Genomic DNA, 26,258 nt, shown 5'->3' with positions numbered 1-26,258 from the left:
AGTCAGCTGTTATCGCCTAGGCAAGTCCGAGAAACGACCCGACCCAACGTACGATCTCGCCGTTGTTGAACGAGATGTCGTACGCAAAAACTCCGAACCCGATAACGATGGCCGTAAGCGTCTTCATGACACTAATTATCAGCAGGCGGACAGATTGTTGATAATCAGTTCACAGACATTAACAGCCAGTTAACTCGCAGATCCGCCGTTCGGCCTACTCCGCCGCCTCGCGTCCGAACTGAAGCTCGGCAAGATGCGCATAGATTCCGCCGCGCCGTACCAGTTCGCTATGCGTACCGGCTTCCGCGATACGGCCGTTCTCCATGACGAGAATCCGGTCCGCCTTCTGCACCGTCGCCAGGCGATGCGCGATGACGATCGTCGTCCGGTCCTTCATCAGGTCTTCAAGCGCTCGCTGCACAGCGCCCTCGCTTTCCGCATCGAGCGCGCTCGTCGCCTCGTCGAGCAGCAGGATCGGCGCATCTTTCAGAATGGCGCGTGCAATGGCGATGCGTTGACGCTGACCGCCCGAAAGCGATGTGCCGCGTTCGCCAAGACGCGTGTTGTATCCATCCGGAAGACGGCGAATGAATTCGTCGGCCTGGGCTGCAGCCGCCGCACGCCGCACTTCCGACAGCGTCGCGCCTGGCGTGCCATAGCGAATGTTTTCGGCAACCGTATCGGCGAACAGCGCAACGTCCTGCGGTACGAGCGCCATGCGATTGCGCAGCGCCGAGAGGTCGGCATCCTTGACGTTGACGCCATCAACGCGAACCATGCCCGTATCAGGATCATAGAAGCGCAGAAGCAGATTGAAGATCGTGGTCTTGCCCGCCCCCGAGGCGCCGACGAGCGCCAGCGTCTCGCCCGGCTCGGCTCGGAACGAAACACCATCGAGCGCTTTATCGCCCTTGCGCGCCGCATAGCCGAACGACACGTTTTCGAACGCTACGCTGCCGATTGCGGGCTCCGGCAGCGGCGTCGGCTTCTCTGGCGAACGGATTTCCGGCACCGTCGCCATCATTTCAGAAAGCCGCTCCGCAGCACCTGCCGCCTGGCTGATCTCACCCCAGACTTCCGAGACTTCTGCGAGAGATGCCGCAGCGAACAGCGCATAAAGCACAAACTGCCCAAGCCGGCCGCCGGTCATGTCACCGGAGATCACCGCCGACGCGCCGTACCAGAGCACGGCCGTGATGCTTGCTACCGTCAGGAAGATAGCGATGCCCGTCAGCGCCGCACGCGCCCGCATCCGCCGACGTGCCGCAGCGAACGTCCGCTCCACCGAACGGTCGTACCGATCCGTCACGGCCTTCTCGTTGACGTAGGCCTGCATCGTCCGATAGGCGGCAAGGTTCTCGGCCGCGTAGGCCGATGAATCGCCGAGCGTATCCTGCGCCTCCCGTGACAGGCGGCGCACAAGCCGCCCGAAGCCGACGAGCGGCAGAACGATGACCGGGATCGCCAGAAACACCAGCAGCGAAAGCTTGGTGCTGGTGATGAACATCATGATCAGCGCGCCGACCAGCATGATCGAGTTGCGCGCCGCTTGGCTCAGCGACGAGCCGGCGACAGCTTTGATCTGCGTGGTGTCCGCCGTCAGGCGGCTCATGATCTCGCCGGAATGATTGACGTCGAAATAGGCCGGTCCGAGCTTGGCGAGTTGCGCGAAAACCTTCGAGCGCAAATCGGCAACCACGCGCTCGCCGATCCAGTTGACGAAATAATAGCGGGCCGGGCTCGCGATCGCGATGATGAGGCCGATGCCGATGAGCGTGAGGAAGTAGCTGTTAATGAGCGCGGAATCGTTGCCGGCAAAACCCTTGTCGATCATACGCCTGACGGCGAGCGGAACCGACAGCATGGCAAGCGCCGAGACGACCAGGGCGATAACGGCGCCCCAGAGCGCACCCTTATGCGCGGTGATCAAGGGCATCAGCGTCTTCAAAGGCTTAAGCGACATGCGCCGGCGTTCCCGGGAAGGTTCATCCGTAGGTTGAGCCTGCTCAGGGCTCCGGTCTGCAACGTCGCTGCTCATGGGGTTTTCTGATCCAAGTCGTGGGGAAACATGATGTTTCGACCCTTAAGCCGCGGGGACCATGCCCCACCGGAGCCGATGGCTCAAGTGGCAATGGGCCGCTGATCGGCCTCAAGAAAATTACGATTTGCTTAGGTTTGCGACGCACTGCGGCTTGTGCAGGGTGGCTATCTCGGCTAAACAACGCGCCAATTCAGTCCCCTCTTTGCCAAGACCGGGGCCGGAGCTCTTCAGGGCTTCGCCGTGATAAACGTATTACCAGACGGACCAAAGGCTATGAAGAAAGACGCCGATCTCCACCCCGACTACCACCAGATCAAGGTGGTCATGACGGATGGCACTCAGTTCATGACGTACTCGACGTACGGCAAGGAGGGCGACACGCTCACCCTCGACATCGACCCGAACACGCACCCGGCTTGGACTGGCGGCGATGCGAAGTTGATGGACCGTGGCGGCCGCCTGTCGCGCTTCAAGAAGAAGTTCGAAGGCATGTTCTGATCGCTTTTCGCGATGGAACGTATCGTCAGAAATCAAAAGGCCCGCTCTCGTGGAGCGGGCCTTTTTGATTTTCGAACTGTCGTTGCGCTCAGCTGACTTTCGCAGCGAACGCCCGCTCCAGCAAACCGACCTGATGCGCAACCGGGTTCACAGCTGCTTCCGGCGCGTCTGCTGCCGACGGCGTCGTCAGAATGCGATCGAGCTGCGAGATGCGATCGTGCAGAGCGAAGCTTTCCTCGATCAGGCTCTGCAGGCCCATCGGAAGTTCCGAATAGCCCTTGACGTGCGCCGGGCGACCAAAGGCCTGCAGTTTGACGCGACGCCGCTTCTTGCGCGCTTCGTCCTCGGTGATCTCACCTTCTCGAAGCGCACGGCGAATGAGAAGCCACGAAGCCAGATCGAGCAGCCGCGTCGTCAGACGCATGCTTTCGGTTGCATAAAGGACGCCGACCCCGCCAGCGAGCGCCTTTGCTTCCTTGCGGCCCGGACCGTCAAGATAACTGGCCGTGCGCTCGACGAGCGCCATGCCTTCTTTGAAGATGTGGTCAAACTGTTCGGAGGACTGAAACCGCTCTCCGAACGAGACCGTTGTGGCGCCGCCAGACGGCGCGCCATCCACGCGATATACGTTACTCATGACCCTCAACGATACAAACGCTTACCCGTGTGCAACTGCTACCACGAACCGACACTAGAGCACCATAGTTAACAACCTCGCCCAAAACGGGGCGTTTCCAATCCTGTTGTGGACAGTGCAAAAAAAGAGCCGCTCCGTTAGGGCGGCTCGAAAGTCAACAGGGAGGCGTCAAATGAGGCGGCAGAGGGGCCGCCACGATCCAGATGGCCTGGATTAACATCGAAAGTGCAGCAATATGCTTAAGGTTCAGTTAAGTGGAAACGCGCGCGGAGTGATGCGCTGTTAGGATTCGAAACAGCCGCGCCAAATTCATCGAATCCCAAAATTGGACAGTATGCAGCGTAATTCAAATTGATCGTTAGAGCGCACTTTACGATTTAAAAAGCGCGCGCGCCGCCTCTTCGTGACGCTTCTTGCGATCGACTTCCGCACGCACCCGGACGATCTCCGCCTCAAGATCTGCGATCCGTTTTTCGAGCTCTGCGACCGACAGCGTTTCGAGGCTTTCGCCGATTGCTGTACCCTTTGGTTTTTTCGGCGGCAACAGATCGTCGAGGTCCATGACGCGTCCTCCGGTTCTTATGCGCCCACTCTATTGAAGATGCTCCAGCGGGTCGAGATCGGATGCAGCAGACAGGGCGCGTCTCCATCCCGCCTTGCCCCAGCGGCCCTTGCGGTGCATTCCTCTCGCCAGCCAAAATGCCAAGAGAGTAAACCTGATGAGCCTTCCCACGACGATGAAAGCGGTAGTGATCAACGGAGCCGGCGGACCCGAAGTCCTGACGATGACGGAACTGCCGCTACCCGAGGTGAAGGCAGGCGAAGTGTTGATCAAGGTTGCAGCAGCAGGCGTCAATCGGCCAGACGTGTTGCAGCGACAGGGCAATTATCCCGCACCGAAAGGCCATTCGGAACTTCCGGGCCTCGAAGTCTCCGGCACGATCGTGGCCTTGGGCGAGGGCGCGAAACGCTTCACTATTGGCGATGCCGTAATGGCCCTCGTGCCTGGCGGCGGCTATGCCGAATACGCTGCGGTATCGGAACTCGCCTGCATCGCAAAGCCGGATGCGATCTCGTTCATCGAAGCAGCCGCCATTCCCGAGACGTTCTTCACTGTCTGGCACAACGTCTTTCAGCGCGGACAATTGGAGGCGGGCGAGAAGTTTCTCGTTCACGGCGGCAGTGGCGGCATCGGCGTGACGGCCGTACAGCTTGCCAAGGCGTTCGGCGCAACGGTCTTCACGACCGTTGGCTCAGATGAAAAATGCGAAGAAGTCCGCAAGCTCGGCGCCGACGTCGCGATCAACTATCGCACGCAGGATTTCGCCCAAGTCATCAAGACCGAAACGGCAGGCAAAGGCGTCAATGTCATCCTCGACATGGTCGGCGGCGACTACATCGAGAAGAACATTCGCTCGCTTGCCGACGATGGTCGTCTCGTCAACATCGCGTTCCAGAGGGGCTCGACCGCAACAGTCGACTTCATGCGCGTGATGCTGAAGCGCCTGACGCTAACGGGCTCGACGCTGCGCATCCGTTCGAACGAAGTGAAAGGCGATATCGCGAGCGCGATTGCCGAAAAAGTCGTGCCGCTGATCGCCTCCGGAAAAATCAAAATTCCGCTCGACAGCACGTATCCGCTGGCCGATGCCGCCGAAGCCCACAAGCGCATCGACAGTGGCGCCCACATCGGCAAAATCGTTTTGACGATATAGAAACGTTGAGCGACTTCGCCGCTCTTACCGTGTCATCCTCGACATTATGCAGAGGATGACAATTCCAACTACCAAACAAAATCTTTCATCACCGCAACCGGCTTCGCGGCGCTGTCGTTTGCGAATAGGCGCCGCGCCGCGTGATCCATCGTTTCGTCTGCCCGTACGGAGATGCCGCTCGCAATAAACACGGAACGGATACCGAATGCGGCCGCTCCCGCAATGTCGGTCGCCACGCCGTCGCCAATCGCCAGCACCCGATCCTTACCGACCACCGCGCCACGCTTCTCGGCGCCGATCTTGAGCGCAAGGTCATAGATCGGCTGGTATGGCTTCCCTGCGTAGCTCACTGTACCACCCAGCGCCGTATAAGCCGCCGCAATCGCTCCGGCGCAATAGATGATGCGGCCACCACGTTCGACTTTCAAATCCGGATTGGCGCAGATCATCGGCACATCGCGCGCACGAAGCTTCTCCAAAATCGTGGCGTAACTATCCGGCGTTTCCGTCTCGTCGTCGTAAAGACCAGTGCAGATCGCAACTTCGGCATCCTCGAGGGTCGCGCCGGGCTGAGCCTTCAACCCCGCAAAGATCGGCAGATCACGCGATGGCCCGATGTGCAAAATAGGCCGCCCCGCCCACGCGTCGATGAGACTGCGCGACACGTCTCCCGAACTGACAATGCCGTCATAAGCATCGCGCGATACGCCGATGCTATCGAGCTGCTTGCCCACACTCTCCCGCGGCCGCGGAGAGTTCGTCACCAGCAGCGCTGTTCCACCCCGCTTGCGAAAAGCCTCGCACGCCGCCACCGACGACGCGAACGGCCGCACGCCGTTGTGCATCACGCCCCAGATATCGACGAACCAGAGCTCGGATGTTTCCGCGAATGGCGCAATGGACGAGAGAACGGGAATGTCGGTCATCGGCAGGCCTTTACATGGAGCGCGCGCTCTGCGGCCCCGATAAACGGCCCTATAAACGACGCGGCGCCGGACTGTCATCCGGCGCCGTCGTCACAGTCGTTAAACTTCGCCGAGCTATCTCAAGCCGCCGCCGATTGATCGGACGGCCCCGCGCCGCTGTCGACGTTGACCTGTCGCGGCGCTCCAAACAGCGGCCCTTGACCTAACAGCACACCGGCGTCCAGCAGCCGCTTTTGCGTTGTTGCGTCCTGAATGCCCGCCGCAATGATCGAAAGCCCTGCCAGCGTCGCCCGCTGCAGAATTTCCTCGGCCGGCACAAGCCGCTCTGGTGTTGCCAACCCATTGAGCAGTGTCTGAGCGTCAATGCGAACAAAGCGGAAGCCCGATCTCTGCAGCGCCGCGAAATCCGTCCCCACGTGACGAACCTTGTCGAGCGCAAAGCGGAACCCGAACGCGTGCATATCGCGCACGGCCTGCCAAGCCGCCGGTGAGAACGCGTCGACCGCACGCTGCGTAAACGTCAGTACGAGCTGTGCCGAAATTCGCTGCCGCGTTTCGTAGGCGTTCGCGAAGGTTTCAAGAAAAGCCCTGCTCGTCATCGAGGAGCCAAAAAATTCCGCGAGCAGCGAACCTTCGCGATCACGCGCATCCATTCGCGCCGCCAGTGCAGCGGCCCGAGTGAGACGCGCAATGTCGAATTTCGCATCGCGGTCACCTTCGATCAGCGCAAAATCGTCCTCGCTGAAGGTAAGTGTCTCGCCAGTCAGCGAAACGAGGTTCGCCGTCATTTCGTAGTGGCTGACCGAATGCTCCGACAGCGTCACGATCGGCCCAAGCAAGACGTCGATGGTTCCATCGTCAACAGCACGGCTGATCGCATCCGCACGCGGCGGCAGGGTCGGCCCCGACGGCAGCGAGAAATCGGGAAGCGGCAGCTCAAGGTTGGGAGGTGCCACATCGCGCTCAGCAGCATTTGATGGTGGAGCAGTAGAAGCCGACGCGGCGGTGTCCGAACCCGCGATTCTTTCTGCCGTCGCCGGAATGACGAGCTCGCCGAAACCCGTTGCGGGGCTCGCCGGAGCAGCAGCTGGCTGCGCAGGCATCGACTGTGGTTGGGAAGCGGGCTTCGGCTCGGCAGCCTGCGTTTCGAACTTCGGAATGAAATCGCCGAGAGACGGCCTGCCGCGCATGCTCTTTGCAGCAGCGCGCAGCGCGCCGATGGAGTCTTCCAGCGGGCTCGACGGTCCGCTCGGACGAGTCGCAACGAGCTGCGGCTTGGGACGCAATGCTTCCGCCGCGTTCACCTCGTCAGCGAGTTCCTTGATCTTACGCTGCACGAGTTCGAGATCGCCCTCGATGGTCGTCGCGACTGGCGCCTGTGCGTTGCCGTTCATAGCGTTGGTCGCAGCCGACGCGCCCTGCACGGACGCCTGGGCATCGGTCCGAGGCCGGAAAGACCACTGCTCGCGCGGCGCATCCTCTTGCGCCGGTTGCGGCCCCATGAACTGCGTGTCGGCAGGCGGCTCCGAAACCGGAGGCTTTACAGTCGGCCCCTGCAGAGACGGACCAGCGCCGGCTTCGCTTGCCGACTTCGCCGCTGCTTCACCGATAGGCGGTAACGGCGCGCGCTGCGCCTTTCGCGGCCCCTGCTCGGGCGCCAGCGGACCGACGAACGATTGCGTCGGACCTTGAGCGCCGGCTGGCGACGCATCCGAACGGGGAACAAGATTGCCGATGTCACGGCTCAATTCGCGAATCCGCGCCTCGGTTGCGCTTTGCGATGATTGAGGCTGGGCTTGGGCCTGCTGGGGAGCGGGACCCGGACGCATTCCGGCTTTGGGCCGTCCGGCAAGGCGGCTTTGGGCCAGTTCCGCTTTCAGCTGAGCGATCTGCGCCGACTTCTGCATCTGCTTGTGAATGAGCATCAGCAGCGCCAGCGTTACGACGCCCACGGCGCCGGCAACAGGTAGCGTCAGCCCGAGCTGGGTAAAGCACATCACCGCCACGGCAACAGAGGCAATGACGATGGACGCCACGATCAGCCCATCTCGCGATTTAACCTCGCGGGGCGAATCCTGGGATGGCGCAGCCGCGCTTGGAGCAGGCGGCCCGTTTGCCGGAGCAGGTCCTGGAGCCGGACCAGGCCCAAAAGCGGGACCAGGCACAAGAGCCGGCGATGGTGCAGCCGTGTCGGCAGGCGCGACACTGGCTTGCGGCTTCGAGTTGTCCTGTTTTGTCATCTTATCCAAGCAGCTAGTCGATTCGTCAGTCTCAACCTTCGCAGAGGCGTGAAACGCGGCGCAACGTGCGCGCCTCGAACTATCACCACCTTTTCCACCCTCTGCCCGCACTAAGGGCAGATCGATGCCTGTGCGGGGCGTCAGGGTCACAGACTTATAACGCGTGACGCGGTGCATAGTCTCAAAAGCGCCCTTGACCCGTCTCCCCCAAACCCGAATCGGCTGGCTGTTTAGGTCTCGTTAGGCGAATCGGCGTGCTATCATCCTGCCGACGGCGCCTCTCGCGTTCGCCGGTTCAGCGTGTTGTCAGGAGGGGAAGAGCGCCATGTACATGGATCGAGTAGGTACCAGCGTCGAAGAAGAAGTCTCGAGTGAGTTATCGCGGGCGCGCATCCTAATCACCGGTCTGACCGGAAACTCGGGCATCGACGTCGCCCGGACATTCGCCGATCTCAACGTCCGCCTTGTCGTCCATACCGCCGAGTTGTCGCCAGAACTCGTCGAGTTGTTCGCCTTCCTGTCCCAGAGCGCAAGCGAGATTCGCCTCCATACTCTCGATATTTCGACTGCAAATTCCGCGGCGCGCTTCGCCCAGACCTCGGCTCAGGCCTTTGGCGGGCTCGACGCCGCCATCAACATGACGTCGATTTCGGCCGACGAGATCAATGCCATCGCCGACGATGCCGATCTCGAAGCCCTTATAGAGTCAAAGCTCGCACCCCTCGCCCAGCTCACCCGGGTGATCGCCAATCGCATGTGCCTCGTCATGAGCGAAGGCCTCGTCCTCAACGTCGTCAACATGCCCGAACCCCGCGATGCCCGCTCGGCCGCGATCTGCGGCGTCATCCGGACGGCGCTCGCCGCGATGATCGCGCAGGAAGCCCGCGCCTGGGCTGATAAGGGCGTTCGCATTAACGGTGTCGGGCCCCGCGCCTTCTTCGACGGCCGCGCCGGAGCCTATCTCGCCAGCGAACCCGATGTCGCCTCTCTCGCGCTGCACCTGGCTTCCCGCCGCGGCCGCGCACTCTCGGGCCACGTCTTCGACGCCACCGGCATTGACGGCTGAAACACAGCCGTCAGCGCGCGATTTGCTTTTGCCCAGCGAAACCCCGATAACCGGCGCTCTCTCAAGCGAGAGCGTCGAAAATGGATATCCGCCAGCTCCAATATCTCGTTGCACTGGCGCGCGAAAAGCATTTCACGCGCGCTGCCCAGGCCTGCAACGTCACGCAGCCGACGCTCTCTGGCCGCATCCGCCAGCTTGAGCTTGAACTCGGCGTGCCCATCGTCGAACGCGGCCAACGCTATCAGGGTCTGACGCAAGAAGGTGAACGCGTCCTCAAATGGGCGCAGCTCATTCTCAACAATTGGGCCTCGATGCATCAGGAGCTGGCGCAGCTTGCGATCAGCGATTTCGGCCTGACTGGCCGCTTGGTCCTCGGCGCGATCCCGTCGGCGCTGCCGATTCTGCCCTATCTGACGCGCGACGTGCAGCGCCTACATCCGCAGATCAACTTCACGATCATGTCGATGAGTTCCGAGGAAATCCTGCGCGGGCTCAACGAGTATACGATCGATGCCGGGATCAGTTACCTCGACAACGAGCCGATCAATGGCCTCGTCGCCACCCCGCTCTACGTCGAGCGCTATTGCCTTTTCGTTCCAGAAGATCATCCGATGGCCGAGCGCGAGACGGTGAGCTGGCGCGACGCCGCCGAGTTGCCGCTGGGCCTGCTGACCCCAAACATGCAGAACCGGCGCATCATTGACCACGCGTTCGAGGCAGCCGGCCGCCACCCAGAACCGGCGCTCGAAACGAACTCCGTGATCAATCTCTATTCCAACGTCCGCCTCATGGGGCTGGCGAGCGTCATGCCCCACTATCTGTTGAATCTCTTGGGCGACGATCCCGGCATCCGAGCCATTCCTCTTGTAGATCCTGAGGTGGCGCACAGCGTCGGCATGATCACACAGGATCGTGATCCCGTTGCACCGCTCGTACGGGCCTTCAGAGAGGCCGCGACCGCTCTTTCTACAAAACGCATTTCCTGAAATTTTCCGGCTACTTAGCCCGAAAAAATGCTCAAAACTGTGCCATTCGGCCCAGTTTTTGCACCGCATCATTGACGGCGTCTATAGAGATATCGACTATATCGATTTGAACCGAGGTGCGGATTGAACCACTTAACCGTTTATGCGGCAAAGTGCGCACTGCGGCACGAAAGACCGCCAACAATACCGAGGAAACGCCACGCATGGCGAAGAAAGCCAGTCAAAACAACGGCACTTCGACGGCGCCAACGCCAGTCATGGACCCCGCTGAGGTCGCGGCCTTGGCGGTATGCGCCCGTCACGGCAACAAGCCCGACGAGCTCCTGGAGATTTTTCACGAGTTGCAGCATCAGCTTGGCTACGTGCCGGATGCGACGCTGCCGGTGATCGCCAAGGCACTGAACCGCTCCCGCGCCGAGGTCTACGGCGTGTTGACCTTCTATCACGAATTCAAACGCCATCCCGTCGGCCGCCACGTCGTCAAGATCTGCCGCGCCGAGGCCTGCCAATCGATGGGCACTGAGAAGCTCTGTCAGCACGCAGAGCAATCGCTTGGCACCAAACTCGGCGGCACCACCGCCGACGGTTCGGTCACCATCGAACAGGTCTTCTGCCTTGGGAATTGCGCGCTATCGCCGGCCATCATGGTCGGCGAAAAACTTTATGGCATGGTCGATTCCAAGCGTTTCGACGAAATCATCGGCGCTCTCGACAAGGAAGCTGCAGAATGATCAGGGTCTTCGTTCCAAGAGACGCTGCAGCGCTCTCCGTCGGCGCCGACGAAGTCGCAGCTGCGATCACCAAAGAGGCAAAATCTCGCAACCTCGATATTCAGGTCGTCCGCAACGGTTCGCGCGGCATGCTCTTTCTTGAGCCGCTCGTTGAGGTCGATATGCCGGGCGGCCGCGTCGCCTACGGTCCGGTGACGCCGGGCGATGTCGCGGGCCTTTTCGAAGCTGGCTTCCTCGAAGGCAAATCCCATCGTCTCGGCCACGGCCGGACTGAAGAGATTCCCTACTTCAAGAACCAGGAACGGCTGACGTTTGCGCGTTGCGGCATTACCGATCCGCTTTCCATCGAAGATTATCGTGCCCACGGCGGCTATGAGGGGCTTGCCAAAGCCTTGCAGATGAAGCCGCTGGATATCGTCACCGAAGTGACGACGTCGGGTCTTCGCGGCCGCGGCGGCGCAGGCTTCCCGACCGGCATCAAGTGGAAGACGGTTCACGACCTGCCGCCGGGCGAAAAGTACGTTGTCTGCAACGCCGACGAAGGCGACAGCGGCACCTTCGCCGACCGCATGCTGATGGAAGGCGATCCCTTCTGCCTGATCGAAGGCATGACTATCGCCGCTGTCGCGGGCGGTGCCCAGAAGGGCTACATCTACGTGCGTTCCGAATATCCCCATTCGGTGCACGTGCTGCGCGAAGCCATCGAAATCGCACGCCAAGCCAATTGGCTCGGCAATAACATCCAGGGCACGAACTATTCGTTCGATCTCTTCGTCCGGATGGGTGCCGGCGCTTACATCTGCGGCGAGGAAACGTCGATGCTCGAAAGCATCGAGGGCAAACGCGGCATCGTTCGCTACAAGCCGCCGATCCCCGCCATCGAAGGCCTGTTCGGCAAGCCGAGCATCATCAACAACGTGATGAGCTTCGCGGCCGTGCCAATCATCCTGTCCAAGGGCGGCGAGTTCTATAAGAACTACGGCGTCGGCCGCTCGCGCGGCACGCTCGCCTTCCAGCTCGGCGGCAACATCAAGCAGGGCGGCCTCGTCGAGAAGGCGTTCGGCGTCACCACGCGTCAGTTGATCGAAGACTGGGGCGGCGGCACCGCAACGGGACGTCCCGTCCGCGCTGTCCAGGTCGGTGGTCCGCTCGGTGCCTACATCCCGGCATCGAAGTTCGACGTGCCGATGGATTACGAGGAATTCGCCAAAGTCGACGCCATGGTCGGCCACGGCGGCCTTGTCGTTTTCGACGACACGGTCGACATGGCAAAGCAAGCACGTTTCGCGATGGAATTCTGCGCGATCGAAAGCTGCGGCAAGTGCACGCCGTGCCGGATCGGCTCGACGCGCGGCGTCGAGGTGATCGACCGCATCATCGACGACGTCGATCGCGACAAGAACTTGGCGCTGCTCGAAGACTTGTGCGTGACCATGACGGACGGCTCGCTCTGCGCGATGGGCGGCCTCACACCGTTCCCCGTCATGAGTGCGTTGCGGGGCTTTCCGGAAGACTTCCACAAGCCGTCGACGAATAAATTTCTCGCAGATGCCGCAGAGTAAATTTCCAGAATCAGCTGACCTCCAAGAGGACGCTCGATGAACCAACATATCAAGCCGATGACTCTCATCAAAGAGACCGACTTCGGCACGCCGACACCAGATGTCCACGAAGCCACCAAGATGGTGACGCTCGAAATCGATGGCAGCGAGATCACGGTGCCCGAAGGCACGTCGATCATGAACGCCGCAATGCAGCTCGGCATCCAGATCCCGAAGCTCTGCGCCACCGATAGCCTCGACCCCTGGGGTTCGTGCCGCCTCTGCTTGTGCGAGATCGAGGGCCGCAAAGGAACGCCAGCGTCCTGCACGACGCCCGTCGCGCCCGGCATCAAGGTCACGACGCAAAATGCTCGTCTCGCCAACCTCCGCCGTGGCGTGATGGAGCTTTACATCTCCGACCATCCGCTTGACTGCCTAACCTGCGGCGCCAACGGCGACTGCGAGTTGCAGGACATGGCGGGTGCAGTCGGCCTGCGCGAAGTCCGCTACGGCTACGACGGCGAGAACCACGTCTTCGCCAAAACGAAAGACGGCGAAGCCAACGACCGCTTCAAGGCGAAAGACAAGTCGAACCCCTACTTCCAGTTCGATCCGTCGAAGTGCATCGTCTGCTCGCGCTGCGTTCGCGCTTGCGAGGAAGTGCAGGGCACGTTCGCCTTGACGATCGACGGCCGCGGTTTCGCTTCTCACGTTTCTGCCGGCATGGACGAAGAATTCCTGTCGTCGGAATGCGTCTCCTGCGGCGCCTGCGTCCAGGCTTGCCCGACAGCAACGCTCATCGAGAAGTCCGTTCTTGATCACGGTCAGCCCGAGCATTCGCTCGTCACAACGTGCGCTTATTGCGGCGTCGGCTGCTCGTTCAAGGCTGAAATGCGCGGCGAGGAAGTCGTCCGCATGATGCCCTACAAGGACGGCGGCGCCAACGAAGGCCATTCCTGCGTCAAGGGCCGCTTCGCGTTCGGTTACGCGACGCACAAGGATCGCGTGTTGACGCCGATGATCCGCGAAAAGATCACCGATCCGTGGCAGGCTGTGTCGTGGGATGAAGCCATCAACTATGCCGCGAAGCGTCTCAAGGACACGCAAGAGAAATACGGCAAGGATTCCATCGGCGGCATCACTTCCTCGCGCACCACGAACGAGGAAGTCTACGCCGTGCAGCGTCTGGTTCGTGGTGCCTTCCGCACCAACAACATCGACACCTGCGCCCGGGTCTGCCACTCGCCGACGGGCTACGGCTTGAAGCAGACGTTCGGTGAATCCGCCGGAACGCAAGACTTCAAGAGCGTCGATAAGACCGACGTCATCATGGTCGTCGGCGCCAACCCGACCGACGGTCACCCCGTCTTTGGTTCGCGCATGAAGAAGCGCATCCGCGAAGGCGCCAAGCTGATTGTCGTCGATCCGCGTCGCACAGATATCGTGCGCTCGCCGCACGTTGAGGCGGCCTACCATCTTCAGCTTCAACCCTCGACCAACGTCGCGGTCATGAACGCGATGGGTCACGTCATCGCGACCGAAAACTTGATCGACACCAAGTTCGTCAAGCGCCGTTGCGAACCTGCTGATTTCTATCGCTGGGAAGAATTCATCAAGCGCCCTGAAAATTCCCCCGAAGCGACCGAGCACATTACCGGCGTTCCGGCGCAAATGGTTCGCGAAGCCGCGCGCCTTTTTGCGACCGGCGGCAACGCTGCGATTTACTACGGCCTCGGCGTCACCGAGCACAGCCAAGGCTCGACGATGGTTATGGCCATGGCCAACATCGCGATGGCAACCGGCAACATCGGCCGCGAAGGCGTCGGCGTGAACCCGTTGCGCGGTCAGAACAACGTGCAGGGCTCGTGCGATATGGGCTCGTTCCCGCACGAGTTCCCCGGTTACCGCCACGTCTCGAACGCCGAAGTACGTACGATCTTCGAGAAGGAATGGAACACCAAGCTCGATCCGGAACCGGGTCTGCGTCTTCCCAACATGTTCGACGCAGCCTCTGACGGCACGTTCATGGGCATGTTCATCCAGGGCGAAGACATCGCTCAGTCGGATCCGAACACGCATCACGTCGAGCACGCGCTGGAATCGATGGACATCGTCATCGTACAGGACTTGTTCCTGAACGAGACGGCCGCCTTCGCTCACGTCTTCCTGCCCGGCACGTCGTTCCTTGAAAAGGACGGCACGTTCACGAACGCCGAGCGGCGCATCAACCGCGTCCGTAAGGTCATGCGCGAAAAACAGGGCATGGCGGAATGGGAGGTCATCTCGCGCCTCTCAACGGCGATGGGCCATCCGATGCATTACAATTCGGCGTCGGAAATCATGGACGAGATCGCCCGCGTCACGCCGACCTTCGAAGGCGTCTCGTTCGACCGCATCGACGAACTGGGCTCCATCCAGTGGCCGTGCAACGAAGAACATCCGGTCGGCACGCCCGTCATGCACACGGACGAGTTCACGCGCGGCAAGGGCCGCTTCATGCTGACGGGCTTCGTCCCGACGGCCGAGCGCACCAACCGCAACTTCCCGCTGATCCTGACGACCGGACGTATCCTGTCGCAGTACAATGTCGGTGCTCAGACCCGGCGCACCGAGAACGTCGCGTGGCACCCGGAGGACATCCTCGAACTTCATCCGCACGACGCGGAAGTGCGTGGCATCAAGAGCGGCATGAAAGTGTCTCTTGCAAGCCGCGTCGGCGCCACCACGTTAACGGCAAAGGTCTCGGATCGCATGCCGCAAGGCGTCGTCTATACGACCTTCCACCACCCCGTGACCGGCGCCAACGTCATCACTACGGAAAACTCGGACTGGGCGACCAACTGCCCCGAGTATAAGGTGACGGCGGTCCAGGTCCACGTCTCCAACCACCCGTCAGAGTGGCAGGAGGAATGGCAGGAGCGCGAGTTCGAGAACAAGCGCATCGCCAAGGACAAGAAACTGGAGCCGGCGGAGTAACGTCCTCTTAGCCGGCCCTCCCGGAGTTTGACCGCAATGAACGTCGTGCCCAAAGCCGTATCTCAGCCAACGGGCGGCGCGGACCTGTGTTCGCGCCCTGCCTTCGGCGAGCAGACAACGGCGTCAGGCACGCAGGCGATCACGTGGCAACTGCCTGAGGAAACGCCGGTTGCGTTGCAGATCAACTCGGTGCCTTACACCGTGATGATGTCGACGCCGGCAAACCTGCGCGACTTCGCCATCGGCTTTCTCGTCGGCGAAGGCATCGTTCCCGATCCAAGCAAAATCCAGGGCGTCCTGGTAATGCCGGTCGACGGCGGCATGGCAGTTGACGTCGCCGTGCCGGAAGACGCAATCGACTCGACGCGCCTGTCGCGACGCACGATCGAAGCCCGCACCGGATGCGGCCTGTGCGGCGTCGAAGAAATCGAGTCCGCCGTTCGTCCGCTGAAACCGGTGCATCGTTCGTGGGCGCCTTCGCCGGATGCCATCCGCCGCGCCGCGCAGAACTTATCGGATCAGCAGCCGATGAACCGCTTCAACCGCTCCGTCCACGGCGCGGCTTGGGTGTCGAAGGACGGGGAAATCAAGCTCGTCCGCGAAGATGTCGGCCGCCACAACGCGCTCGATAAGCTCATCGGCGCGCTTTACACGCAGAACATCGACCGCAGCGAAGGCTTTGTGCTGATGACCAGCCGCTGCAGCTTCGAGCTTGTACAGAAAACCGTCACGGCAGGCATCGGTGCGCTCGTCACCGTCTCGGCGCCGACCGCACTCGCCCTTGAATTGGCGACGAACGCCAATCTCTTCCTCGCCGCGCTCGGCCCTGGCGGCCCTGTCATCTTTAATCGTTGAACGCTTTCCCATCCAACAACCAGAAAATCACCTGACGATGCAAAGCTCCGACATCATCCGCATGACCAATCAAATTGCCGCTTATTTCGAGTCGTATCCGAAGCAGGAAGCGATCGACGGCATCGCGATGCACATCCACAATTTCTGGGAACCGCGGATGCGCAACGAGTTGAAGGCCTACATCGACGCTGGCGGAAAAGATCTCTCGCCTCTCTTCCTCGAAGCCATGGCTGCTTATTACAAAGGCCCGAAATCGCCGGTGAAGCAGGCCGTCGTGCAGAACAAAGACAAAGTCGCGCCGAAAGGCGCTATGCCGAGCACCGCCAGCGGCGGCGGTGACGCGGGCTAAGACTTCAGACCTCCCCAAGACACAGCACTAAAAAAGGCAGCGTGTTGTTCCACGCCGCCTTTTAAGTTTCGAACGCGGCAAATTACTCTGCAGCGGCCCGGCTTGCAGCCAGCACCTGATCGCGCAGCCGCCCGGACACTTCCGCCAGGTGATCGAACCCGAATGTAAACGAGCCGACACCCGCGGTCGCTGATCTCAAATCAATGATCAGGTTGTCCATTTCCGCTTCCGGAATATGTGCCTCGATCACATCCCATCCCGGCCAGCCCGAACGCGCATCGAACCCCAGGATCTGCCCGCGCCGTTGCGAGATGATACCGTTGATCCGCGCGTTCGCCTCTGAGGGCACGGCAATCGACACGGCCATGATCGGTTCGAGCAGCACCGGATTGCACTTCGGCATGCCTTCCGTCATCGCCAATCGTCCGGCCTGACGAAACGCCATGTCGGAAGAATCGACCGAATGGAATGAGCCGTCCGTCAGCGTCACCGCGACATCGACCACCGGAAACCCGAGCGGCCCCTCAGTCAGATAATCGCGCACGCCGATCTCGACCGAAGGAATGAAATTCTTCGGAATGACGCCGCCCGTGATCTTGTCGTCGAACGCAACTCCACTTGATCGCGGCATCGGTCGGATGTCGAGTTTCACGTCGCCGAACTGCCCGTGACCGCCCGATTGCTTCTTGTGCCGCGCCCGCACCTCCGTCGCCGTGCGGATCGTCTCCTTGTAGCCGACGCGTCGCTTCTCGCGCGTAACGTCGATGCCGTACTTGCGCATCAAGCGTTCAAGCGCCACGCGCAAATGCATCTCGCCCTGCCCATGCAGCAGGATTTGATGCATGTCGGCATTGTGCTCAAGCGTCAGCGAGGGGTCTTCGTCCGTCAGCTTCGCAACGGCCGATGACAGCTTCACTTCGTCCTTTCGATCCTTGAGGCCGAGACCGATGGCAAGCGCCGCCTGTGGAGCTTTCGCCACGGCGACCTGCGCCGCCGCCGACTTTCCAACCGCAATCGTCTCGCCGGACCGGATGGAATCGAGCCGTCCCAGCGCCACCGTTTCTCCGGCTTTCGCCGTTCCACGCTTCGAAGTTTCTTCACCGCGAATGCTGAAGATGCCGGCGACACGCTCCTCCTGCCCATGCGCACCCGTCACGGTCGCTCCGTCGGCGATCTCACCGGCAAAAACGCGCGCAAACGACAGCTTACCACCCGCTTTCGTATGCACGCTCTTGAATACGTAGGCCGCAGATTTCGCACCATCGAGCTTTAGTCGCTTGGCGGTGTCTTCGACCGTCGGACATTCGTGCCGCAACACTTTCAATAGCCGGAGAATGCCGTGCCCATGCTCCGCAGAGCCGAGCAGCACCGGACATATCAATCCGTCACGCAATTCCTTCGTCAGATCCTCGAACACCCGATCATTGGGAGGCGGAATATCGACGAGCAACTGCTCCATCAGCTCGTCGTCGTAATCGGCGAGCTTTTCAAGCATCTGGAACCGCGCCTCCTTCTCGCGCGCGGCGACGGCGGAAGGCAGTTCGATAATTTTGCTTTCGGCATGCTCGCGATAGACGTAGGCGCGCTCGGACGCGAGGTCGACGAACCCCGTCGCGATGCCGTTCTCCCAGATCGGGATTTGGCGCAGAACCAACGGCTTCGCGCTCGCGGGCTGCAGGCTCGGGATGACGTCACGCACCGGCACGCTCGAGGCGTCGATCTTGTTCAGGAACAGGAGATGCGGCACCCCGGCGTCGTCGAGTTGCTTCAGGATCACCTGTAAGGCCGAGACGCGCTTGGGGTCCGGCTCGCACACCACGACGGCCATGTCGCAAGCCGGAAGCGCTAGCGCGCCCTCGTAGGCAAATTCGACCGAGCCTGGGCAATCGATGAAGGTGTATTGCTCTCCGAGGAACGAAGCCTCCGCAACGTTGAGCCCGACGCTCATTACGTGGTCGCGAGCCTCCGGCGTGCTGTCTCCCACCGTCGATTTTGCTGAGATCGATCCGGCCCGGGAAATCGTACCCGTTCGCGCCAGGATCGCTTCGAGAAGTGTCGTCTTACCGCTTGCAAAGGGTCCGATGAGCGCCACGCATCGCGCGCCCCGGACCCCGCCTCTGCCACTTTGAGTGCCGTTTCCGCCTTTTGGGCCATCTGAGCTTGTCATGATTGCCTCCGATTGCGAGGCGCGCGACCTTTACCGGCCGCACCCCGCACCTCGGAAGGGAGCGGCTCAGGAGATGCTCGCTCCAAAGATCGGACAGCACAACGATCTTCGCCGCACAGTTTTGTGAAGGCTTCTATTGCGATGCGATATGAAGACAATTCGAGGGAGATTTATTTTGCGCTGCCGAACCTACTTTGCGGCGCATGTTTGTCGAACGGAGTTCGAAAGCGAAAAATAACTTGAATAACTTTATATTCGTCGCATTGTGAACTCTTCCGGTGTTTCGCGCGTTCTAGGGGTACTGGCGAGAAATGCGGAATGGGCCAGAGGGAAATTGGCTCAGAAATGCGAGGCAAGGTTATGAGTATCGAAACACTGATGTCCGCGGCTAACGCCGCCGGATACGTCATGGCCGCCGAAGAACAACTCCCCGAGACCTTCGGCGCTGAGCCGACGGTTTTCGAATTCAAAGCGCAGCCAGCGACAGAAATCGCAATCTGGCGGCCGGTCGTCCCGGCAGTCGATGGCAAACCGATTACGAGCCAGCTCGCCCATGCTTGGGATTGGTTCGCCGAACGGTTCATGCCGCACGGCGCGACGCCAGCTTAAGGCTCTGACCCGGGGCTTCGGCACGCCACCAAGTTGCCGATCGAATTTTCGAGCGCGCGACCAAAATCGCGCGCTTTATGTTTTTCAGCTGAGATTTCCGCAGAACCGCTGGATGCGGGTACAGGCGTCCTTCAAGGACTCGGTCGAAGCCGCATAAGAAACGCGGAATGATGGCGAGCCTTCAAACGCCGCACCGTGAACCACGGCAACGCCCTCTTCTTCTAAAAGGGCCGTCACGAAAGCTTCATCGTCCTTGATGACCGTGCCGCCCTTGCTCGTCTTGCCGATCGTCGCCTTGATGCTCGGATAGACATAGAACGCGCCTTGCGGCTTCGGACACTGGATACCCTTCGCCTGGTTGAGCATGCTGACAACGAGATCGCGCCGCTCGACGAAGATCTTGTTGTTGGCAGCAATGAAGTCCTGCGGCCCGTTCAGGGCTTCGACACCCGCCCACTGCACGATCGACGAAGGGTTCGAGGTCGACTGCGACTGCAGTTTGCGCATGGCATTGATCAGGATTTCCGGCCCAGCGGCATAACCGAGGCGCCAGCCCGTCATGCAGTAAGCCTTTGACAGGCCGTTCATTGTCAGCGTCCGCTCATAGAGCTTCGGCTCGACCTGCGCCGGCGTTGCGAACTCCAGCCCATCATAAAGCAGGTGCTCGTACATATCGTCGGTCAGCACCCAGACGTGCGGGTGACGAAGAAGAACGTCCGTAATGATCTTCAGATCGGCAGCCGAATAAGCGGTGCCGGTCGGGTTCGACGGCGAGTTGAAGATGAACCACTTCGTCTTCGGCGTGATCGCCTTTTCGAGCGCATCCGCCGTCAGCTTGTAGCCGTTTTCGAGCGTCGTCTCGGCAAACACCGGCTTGCCTCCACCGAGCAGTACGATATCGGCGTAGGACACCCAGCACGGCGCCGGAATGACGACCTCATCGCCCGGATTGAGCGTCGCGAGCAGCGCATTATAGAGCACCTGCTTGCCGCCCGTGCCGACCGAAACCTGGCTCGGCTTGTAATCGAGGCCATTATCGCGCTTGAACTTCGCGACGATCGCCGCCTTGAGCTCGGGGATGCCGTCGACGTCGGTATACTTCGTTTTGCCCTCGTCGAGCGCCCGCTTGGCGGCATCCTTGATGTTCTGCGGCGTATCGAAATCCGGCTCGCCCGCGGACAGCGAGACAATGTCCCGGCCCTGCGCCTTGAGCTGGCGCGCTTTGGTCGAAACGGCGATGGTTGCGGACGGTTGGATGCGGTTCAGACTGTCGGCGATGAAGCCCATGATCAAAGCGACCTGTAAACGAGGTGGGGAAACGGACAAGACTTCCTATTTCGCAGCGGCGAGATAAGCGGCGCGGACCCTAATTGCAATGTATCCGCGCCGCAAGTCGCGCTTTTGCAGGGCTCTTATCGCCATCGTGAGGTCATGATGCAGGCGAGACACAAAGTGCGGGCGAATTCTCGCGAAACCGTATTTGATCCGCTCGCGCCACAATCCGAACCCACGTCCGCCCAGATGCAAAGGTCAACTTTGCTTTAATGGAATGTCATTACCAAGTTGATGCTGAGCGGGAGGTCTTGAGACAATGAGTGTGAGTACTGATCCGGAAACGCCTCCGCGCGCGAAAACTCGCGCTCATCCGAAATATCGCCGCCTCGTACGTCCCCTGGTGGACGCTGTCGCGGCAGGTCTCCTCTTCACGATCGTCAGTTCGACCCTGATCTGCAATCACGCCAAGGCCGGGATCGTGCCCGCAGCCTTCACCGGCGTCGCGCTGGCGGCTCAGAAATCTGCGGCTGAAAAGGCCGTCGCCCAGCCTGGTCCGCAGCCCATCGTTCAGATCGCGACCGCGACCTCCCCCGCTGACGCCGTTTACCGCCAAACGAGTGTGTCGGCCGCATGGGGCCTACTGGGAGTTGCGTTTTCGTTGATGACGGCGCTGAACTTGGCCATTCTGCGGCATCTGAAGCGCGCTTATGCGGTCCCTGCCCGGCGTTTCCCACTCACGAAATAGAGTTATTGGCCGATGTGGCGAGCAGCGCTATTGAATTGCCTTAATCTCGCCTGTACGTCTGAGGATAGCAACAAGGTTGCATTTGGACCGGTTGTTGCCCTGATAGGAATGCTGGAGACGGAAGCATGACGAAGCAGGAAGTGAGGCGCCCTCTTTGGCTGAGTTTGGCGGCCGGTTCCACGGTGGCCTTCGCCGGGTTGGCGTTATTTTTTGCTAGCAGCGAGTCGGTCCTCCGCTCGAGCTTTCAAACGGCTCTGAACGACCGCGCCGAAATTCACACCAAACAAGTCAGACAGGTCGCATCCATCGCGCCGGCGACGCCGGTTTCTGGCTCCGAAGACTTCTGGCTTTCGGCCATGCGCGACGGCACCACGCCCGTCACCAAGACGATCTCGGTCGGCGATCAGATTTCGCTGGATCTTGGCGGCGTCCATCGCACGCTTGAAGTTTCGACCGTCTCCGATTTCACGCCGCAGATCACCCAGATCGACACCTCGACGACTCCGACGCACCTCGTTCTCGTCACTGCCCGTGATCTGAACGATTCAGGAGCCCGGCCCGTCCGTTTCGTGATGGAAATTCAGCAGGGCGGATTGCCGGTCGTAGCTGGCGGACGCAGCGGCCGCACGCTCTGATTTTCGCGCTATAATTCTGATCGCACAGCTTGGTCGCCAGGCGGCGCTTACCATGCGAGCGCCTTCTTATCTTCGAAAAAGCCGCCGTTTGGGCCGTCGCTCGCAAGCGTCGCCAGCCAGATCGGCGTTTCCGCACCTTCAGCAGGCAAGCGCGGCGCTTCCGCTCCGCCCATGCCGGTCCGGACCCATCCCGGCGAGCACGCATTGATCTTCACGTCCGAGCCCGACGCAGCCGCTTCCGCCGCTGCAATGCGCGTCAGCGCATTGAGCGCCGCTTTCGAAACCCGATAAGCGGGAAATCCCGCGCCCATCCCGTTCAATTGCCCCGCCCTCGACGACATGTTGACGACCCGCCCGAACCCTCGCGCCATCATGCCCGGAACCAGCGCGCGAATGGTTGCTGAAGGCCCCAAGACATTCGTCTCCCACGTTCGCCGAAAGACATCGTCGGTCATGTCGAACAGGCTGGCAGCAAACCCGCCGGGGCCGTCGATGAGAACGGCGGCGTTATTGATGAGAATGTCGATCGGACCGTGATCGCGCGCGATGCCATCAAGCGCCTCTGGAATGCGCCGCACATCTGCCACGTCAAGCACGGCAGAAGTGACCGCCGCACCGGCCCTGCCGAACGCATCGGCTGCCTCGCGGGCTTTCTCAGTGGAACGCACACCCGCCAGCACACGCATCCCGCGCGCCGCAAGTCCGCACGCTATCGCAAAGCCGATGCCGCGATTTGCGCCCGTTACAAGCGCGAGCTTCGCGTCCTTGCCCATCGCCATGAGACCTCTCCCGGCGTTTTTTAAACTGAACATAGCGCCGGCCAAACGGCCAAACAAAAAACCCCGCCGCAAGCGACGGGGTCTCTCACCTAGACGTATCAGAAGAAAAAGCTTTTAGCTCTTCTTGGCCTTCTTCATCTCGGCCTTGCAGTGCGCGCGGAACGTCTTGCGCTCTTTGCCATGCAGACCTTTCGCGTCGGCCTGCTTCGAGCATTCGATCGATTCCGGCGTACGCGTCTTCTCGGCAGCAACCGCTGCGCCTGCGCCAATAACGAACGTGGCCGCAACGGCTGCAGCGATCAAACGGGTGGTGATCATTGTGGTCTCCATGTTTTTTTTAGGGTCGCCCCGATAAACCGACAAAGCCCAGCTTGGCAGGTTCATCGCCCCCCGCCGGACAGACGCGCATCTAACGCCCCTTCCCGGTTTCCGTTTCGCTATCACGCCACTTGGCGCGACCGAACATACTGTTCCGTAAGGAGAACATTTTCGCGGACCGAGAGGTTCGCCACTTCGTACTATAGCTTGACCGTGACACTGTGGCGTGAAAACAGCATTTATGGACAGCCGGGCATTTCCTATATCTAGGCGGTGTCGCCCCCATCGAAATCATCCGGCCGCAAGACCCCCCGCCCCTCCCGCGGCAAATCGGGAAAACCGGCTGCTCCGCCCATTGAGACGGAAGCAGGGACGCCGGGCTTTGCGGAATCGAGCGCCTATTTCGCGCCCGCCGACTTCTCGGGCCACAAATCGGCCAACGGCCTTCCAAGCCTGCCCGCCCTGCGCCAGTCCGGACCGCGCCCGCCCATGGGCAGCGAGAGCCTGACCGACAGCCTGACAGCCCTCCTCACCAAACCCGAGGAGCGAACCGATCGTGCCCGCGAAATCCTCGCCCGCCAGCCGCTCATGGCGACGCATCCGATCGTCTCCGGCGGCATGCCGACGTTCGTTCCGCACCGCCCCGACCGGCCGGAAAAGAGTGAAGGCGGTGTACGCTTCAAAATCGCGTCCGAGTTTCAGCCGCGAGGCGACCAGCCCCAAGCCATCGCCGAACTCGTTGAGGGCGTAAGCAAGCACGAGCACAATCAGGTGCTGCTCGGCGTGACGGGCTCCGGCAAGACATTCACAATGGCGCACGTCATCGAAGCAACGCAGCGCCCGGCGCTGATCCTCGCGCCGAACAAAACGCTCGCCGCCCAGCTCTACGGCGAGTTCAAAAGCTTCTTTCCTGACAACGCGGTCGAGTATTTCGTCTCATATTACGATTACTACCAGCCCGAAGCCTACGTCCCGCGCACCGACACCTACATCGAGAAGGAATCCTCGATCAACGAGCAGATCGACCGGATGCGCCACTCCGCGACCCGCGCGCTGCTCGAACGCGACGACGTCATCATCGTCGCGTCTGTCTCTTGCATCTACGGTATCGGTTCGGTCGAAACCTACACCGCGATGACGTTCACGGTTCGCCAGGGCGAACAGCTTTCGCGCGATCAATTGCTGGCCGACCTCGTCGCGCTTCACTATCGCCGCAACGATCACAATTTCATCCGCGGTTCGTTCCGCGCGCGCGGCGATACCGTCGAAGTCTTTCCGGCTCACTTAGAGGATCGTGCCTGGCGTTTCTCGATGTTCGGTGACGAAATCGAGAGCATCGTCGAGTTCGATCCGCTGACCGGCACAAAGACCGACGAGCTGGCGCTCGTGAAACTGTACGCCAACTCGCACTACGTAACGCCGAAGCCGACGCTTCAACAGGCCATCAAGTCGATCAAGGCTGAGCTGAAGCAGCGCCTCGACGAGCTTTACAATGCCGGCAAGCTGCTCGAAGCCCAGCGCCTCGAACAGCGCACGACCTTCGACATGGAAATGATGGAGGCGACAGGCTCCTGCGCCGGCATCGAAAACTATTCGCGCTATCTGACGGGCCGCAATCCGGGCGATCCGCCGCCAACGCTGTTCGAATATCTGCCCGACAACGCTCTCGTCTTCGCCGACGAAAGCCACGTCACGGTCCCACAGATCGGCGGCATGTTCCGCGGCGACTTCCGGCGCAAGGCGACGCTCGCCGAGTACGGCTTCCGCCTGCCGTCGTGCATGGACAATCGCCCGCTCCGTTTCGAAGAATGGGACGCGATGCGCCCCCAGTCGGTGTTCGTCTCGGCGACGCCCGCAAGCTGGGAACTGGAGCAGACCGGCGGCACCTTCGCCGAACAGGTCATTCGCCCGACCGGCCTGATCGACCCTGTCGTCGAAGTGCGTTCGGCGAAATCGCAGGTCGATGATCTGTTGGATGAAGTGCGCCAGGTTTCGCAAAAGGGCTATCGTACGCTCGTCACGGTGCTGACGAAACGCATGGCCGAAGACCTCACCGAATACATGCACGAGAACGGCGTGCGCGTCCGCTACATGCACTCCGACATCGAAACGTTGGAGCGTATCGAGATCATCCGCGACCTCCGTCTTGGCGCGTTCGATGTGCTCATCGGCATCAACCTGCTACGCGAAGGTCTCGATATTCCCGAATGCGCCCTCGTCGCTATTCTCGATGCGGATAAGGAAGGCTTTCTGCGTTCGGAAACATCCCTTGTGCAGACCATCGGCCGTGCTGCGCGTAACGTTGACGGCAAAGTCATTCTCTACGCCGACCAGATCACCGGCTCGATGGAACGAGCCATCGCCGAAACGACGCGCCGTCGCGAAAAGCAGATGGCGTGGAACGAAGCCAACGGCATCACGCCGGAAAGCGTGAAGAAGAATATCGCCGACGTGCTGCAGTCTGTTTACGAGCAAGATCATGTGACAGTCGATGCCGGTCTCGCGGACGGCGACAAAGTGCAAACGCTCGGACACAACCTACACGCCGTCATCGCCGACATGGAACGGCGCATGAAAGAAGCCGCCGCCGATCTGGAATTCGAAACCGCCGCGCGCTTGCGCGACGAGATCAAACGCCTGCAGCAGACGGAACTCGCAATCTCCGACGACCCGCTCGCGCGCCAGTCGGAGATCGAGGACAAGTCCGGCGGCTTCAAAGGCGAACGAAAATACGGCGCGAAAGCGAATGTGCCGCCGGCCGCCAGTTCTTCCCGCGTGAAGAACGAATACGAGCCGGTTCAGCCGACGCATGCTCAGTCCACATCACGCATCAAGAAACCTTCGCTTGACGACATGGGTCCAGGTACAGATCGCCCTGTGCCTGCTCGCGCGCCGACCGTCGACAGCCGCGCGAAAGCTGGCGCATTCGGCGAACGCATTTCCGGGCCGCACAAGCCGACGCTCGACGAGATGGGCCCGCACGCATCGCTGCCCGTGAAGTCCGGAGAGAAGCCGTCACGCATTACAACGCCGACACGTACGCGGGAATTCGACGACGATAGCGAGAAGAAGAAACGCCGCGGCCGCCCGCGTAAAACCGGCCGCCCTGGCCAATAAACACGCGACAATAACGGCGTTCTTCGCACTGCGGGGAACCTCGCCTGATGCA

General features: G+C 61.0%; 22 protein-coding genes. 13 read left to right on the top strand and 9 right to left on the bottom strand.

Annotation, left to right across the window (positions count from 1 at the left end; genetic code table 11):
- Positions 1–214: 214 nt before the first annotated feature.
- Positions 215–1,963, bottom strand: coding sequence for an ABC transporter transmembrane domain-containing protein (locus HYP802_RS0107865; protein ID WP_245261476.1), 1,749 nt, complete (start codon positions 1,961–1,963; stop codon positions 215–217).
- Positions 1,964–2,314: 351 nt separating this feature from the next.
- On the opposite strand from HYP802_RS0107865, the gene rpmE reads away from it, so the two are divergent.
- The gene (gene rpmE, locus HYP802_RS0107860) at positions 2,315–2,539 is read left to right on the top strand and encodes a 50S ribosomal protein L31 (protein WP_013946625.1); all 225 of its coding nucleotides are present in this window, start codon (positions 2,315–2,317) and stop codon (positions 2,537–2,539) included.
- A gap of 88 nt (positions 2,540–2,627) precedes the next feature.
- Here the strand turns inward: rpmE and HYP802_RS0107855 are convergent, their stop codons facing one another.
- Together HYP802_RS0107855 and HYP802_RS0107850 are read right to left on the bottom strand one after the other, a co-directional pair.
- On the bottom strand, positions 2,628–3,176 hold the full coding sequence (locus HYP802_RS0107855; RefSeq protein ID WP_013946624.1) for a DUF1465 family protein: 549 nt from the start codon (positions 3,174–3,176) through the stop codon (positions 2,628–2,630).
- Positions 3,177–3,546: 370 nt separating this feature from the next.
- Positions 3,547–3,738, bottom strand: a complete 192-nt coding sequence (locus HYP802_RS0107850) for a DUF1192 domain-containing protein (RefSeq protein ID WP_024275507.1) — start codon at positions 3,736–3,738, stop codon at positions 3,547–3,549.
- Between the two features lie 157 nt (positions 3,739–3,895).
- Between HYP802_RS0107850 and HYP802_RS0107845 the strand changes: the two genes are divergently transcribed.
- A complete protein-coding gene (locus HYP802_RS0107845; protein WP_024275506.1) occupies positions 3,896–4,891 on the top strand; it encodes an NAD(P)H-quinone oxidoreductase in 996 nt (331 codons plus the stop codon).
- A gap of 68 nt (positions 4,892–4,959) precedes the next feature.
- Here the strand turns inward: HYP802_RS0107845 and HYP802_RS0107840 are convergent, their stop codons facing one another.
- Both HYP802_RS0107840 and HYP802_RS0107835 read right to left on the bottom strand, forming a co-directional pair.
- The gene (locus tag HYP802_RS0107840) at positions 4,960–5,817 is read right to left on the bottom strand and encodes a TIGR01459 family HAD-type hydrolase (protein WP_013946621.1); all 858 of its coding nucleotides are present in this window, start codon (positions 5,815–5,817) and stop codon (positions 4,960–4,962) included.
- Between the two features lie 119 nt (positions 5,818–5,936).
- A complete protein-coding gene (locus tag HYP802_RS0107835) occupies positions 5,937–7,853 on the bottom strand; it encodes an EAL domain-containing protein (protein WP_050976750.1) in 1,917 nt (638 codons plus the stop codon).
- Positions 7,854–8,388: 535 nt separating this feature from the next.
- On the opposite strand from HYP802_RS0107835, the gene HYP802_RS0107830 reads away from it, so the two are divergent.
- The 7 genes from HYP802_RS0107830 (at position 8,389) to HYP802_RS0107800 (ending at position 16,561) form a co-directional block, all read left to right on the top strand.
- Positions 8,389–9,123, top strand: a complete 735-nt coding sequence (locus HYP802_RS0107830) for an SDR family NAD(P)-dependent oxidoreductase (protein ID WP_245261475.1) — start codon at positions 8,389–8,391, stop codon at positions 9,121–9,123.
- A gap of 80 nt (positions 9,124–9,203) precedes the next feature.
- Positions 9,204–10,109, top strand: a complete 906-nt coding sequence (locus HYP802_RS0107825) for a LysR family transcriptional regulator (protein ID WP_013946618.1) — start codon at positions 9,204–9,206, stop codon at positions 10,107–10,109.
- 203 nt (positions 10,110–10,312) lie between these two features.
- The gene (locus HYP802_RS0107820) at positions 10,313–10,840 is read left to right on the top strand and encodes a formate dehydrogenase subunit gamma (protein ID WP_013946617.1); all 528 of its coding nucleotides are present in this window, start codon (positions 10,313–10,315) and stop codon (positions 10,838–10,840) included.
- Entirely contained in the window at positions 10,837–12,402 is a 1,566-nt protein-coding gene (locus HYP802_RS0107815) for an NADH-quinone oxidoreductase subunit NuoF (protein WP_024275503.1), read from the top strand. The genes HYP802_RS0107820 and HYP802_RS0107815 overlap by 4 nt, the downstream gene beginning before the upstream one ends.
- A gap of 57 nt (positions 12,403–12,459) precedes the next feature.
- Complete coding sequence (gene fdhF, locus HYP802_RS0107810) at positions 12,460–15,357, top strand: formate dehydrogenase subunit alpha (RefSeq protein ID WP_024275502.1); 2,898 nt, start codon at positions 12,460–12,462, stop codon at positions 15,355–15,357.
- Positions 15,358–15,393: 36 nt separating this feature from the next.
- Positions 15,394–16,212, top strand: coding sequence for a formate dehydrogenase accessory sulfurtransferase FdhD (gene fdhD, locus HYP802_RS0107805; protein WP_024275501.1), 819 nt, complete (start codon positions 15,394–15,396; stop codon positions 16,210–16,212).
- Positions 16,213–16,249: 37 nt separating this feature from the next.
- Positions 16,250–16,561: a formate dehydrogenase subunit delta gene (locus HYP802_RS0107800; RefSeq protein ID WP_013946613.1), complete on the top strand. Its 312-nt coding sequence runs from the start codon at positions 16,250–16,252 to the stop codon at positions 16,559–16,561.
- 82 nt (positions 16,562–16,643) lie between these two features.
- Here HYP802_RS0107800 and HYP802_RS0107795 read toward each other — a convergent pair whose 3' ends face one another.
- Positions 16,644–18,728 (bottom strand): elongation factor G, encoded by a 2,085-nt coding sequence (locus HYP802_RS0107795; RefSeq protein WP_024275500.1) that lies wholly within the window; start codon positions 18,726–18,728, stop codon positions 16,644–16,646.
- A 360-nt stretch (positions 18,729–19,088) separates the two neighbouring features.
- On the opposite strand from HYP802_RS0107795, the gene HYP802_RS0107785 reads away from it, so the two are divergent.
- Positions 19,089–19,337: a hypothetical protein gene (locus HYP802_RS0107785; protein ID WP_024275499.1), complete on the top strand. Its 249-nt coding sequence runs from the start codon at positions 19,089–19,091 to the stop codon at positions 19,335–19,337.
- An 84-nt stretch (positions 19,338–19,421) separates the two neighbouring features.
- Here the strand turns inward: HYP802_RS0107785 and HYP802_RS0107780 are convergent, their stop codons facing one another.
- A complete protein-coding gene (locus tag HYP802_RS0107780) occupies positions 19,422–20,624 on the bottom strand; it encodes a pyridoxal phosphate-dependent aminotransferase (RefSeq protein ID WP_013946610.1) in 1,203 nt (400 codons plus the stop codon).
- Between the two features lie 304 nt (positions 20,625–20,928).
- Here HYP802_RS0107780 and HYP802_RS0107775 point away from each other — a divergent pair, with 304 nt between their 5' ends.
- Both HYP802_RS0107775 and HYP802_RS0107770 read left to right on the top strand, forming a co-directional pair.
- Positions 20,929–21,357, top strand: a complete 429-nt coding sequence (locus HYP802_RS0107775) for a hypothetical protein (RefSeq protein WP_013946609.1) — start codon at positions 20,929–20,931, stop codon at positions 21,355–21,357.
- 125 nt (positions 21,358–21,482) lie between these two features.
- Complete coding sequence (locus tag HYP802_RS0107770; protein ID WP_013946608.1) at positions 21,483–21,992, top strand: hypothetical protein; 510 nt, start codon at positions 21,483–21,485, stop codon at positions 21,990–21,992.
- A 47-nt stretch (positions 21,993–22,039) separates the two neighbouring features.
- Here HYP802_RS0107770 and HYP802_RS0107765 read toward each other — a convergent pair whose 3' ends face one another.
- Both HYP802_RS0107765 and HYP802_RS0107760 read right to left on the bottom strand, forming a co-directional pair.
- Positions 22,040–22,771, bottom strand: a complete 732-nt coding sequence (locus HYP802_RS0107765) for an SDR family NAD(P)-dependent oxidoreductase (protein WP_024275498.1) — start codon at positions 22,769–22,771, stop codon at positions 22,040–22,042.
- 114 nt (positions 22,772–22,885) lie between these two features.
- Complete coding sequence (locus HYP802_RS0107760) at positions 22,886–23,089, bottom strand: PsiF family protein (RefSeq protein WP_035576045.1); 204 nt, start codon at positions 23,087–23,089, stop codon at positions 22,886–22,888.
- Between the two features lie 489 nt (positions 23,090–23,578).
- Here HYP802_RS0107760 and uvrB point away from each other — a divergent pair, with 489 nt between their 5' ends.
- Positions 23,579–26,206 (top strand): excinuclease ABC subunit UvrB, encoded by a 2,628-nt coding sequence (uvrB, locus tag HYP802_RS0107755; protein ID WP_280949177.1) that lies wholly within the window; start codon positions 23,579–23,581, stop codon positions 26,204–26,206.
- Positions 26,207–26,258 lie beyond the last annotated feature (52 nt).

The sequence above is a fragment of the Hyphomicrobium sp. 802 genome, assembly GCF_000526135.1.
GTDB lineage: Bacteria > Pseudomonadota > Alphaproteobacteria > Rhizobiales > Hyphomicrobiaceae > Hyphomicrobium_B.
Note: the sequence above shows the minus strand (reverse complement) of the source record. Positions and strands in the feature narration are given on the sequence as shown.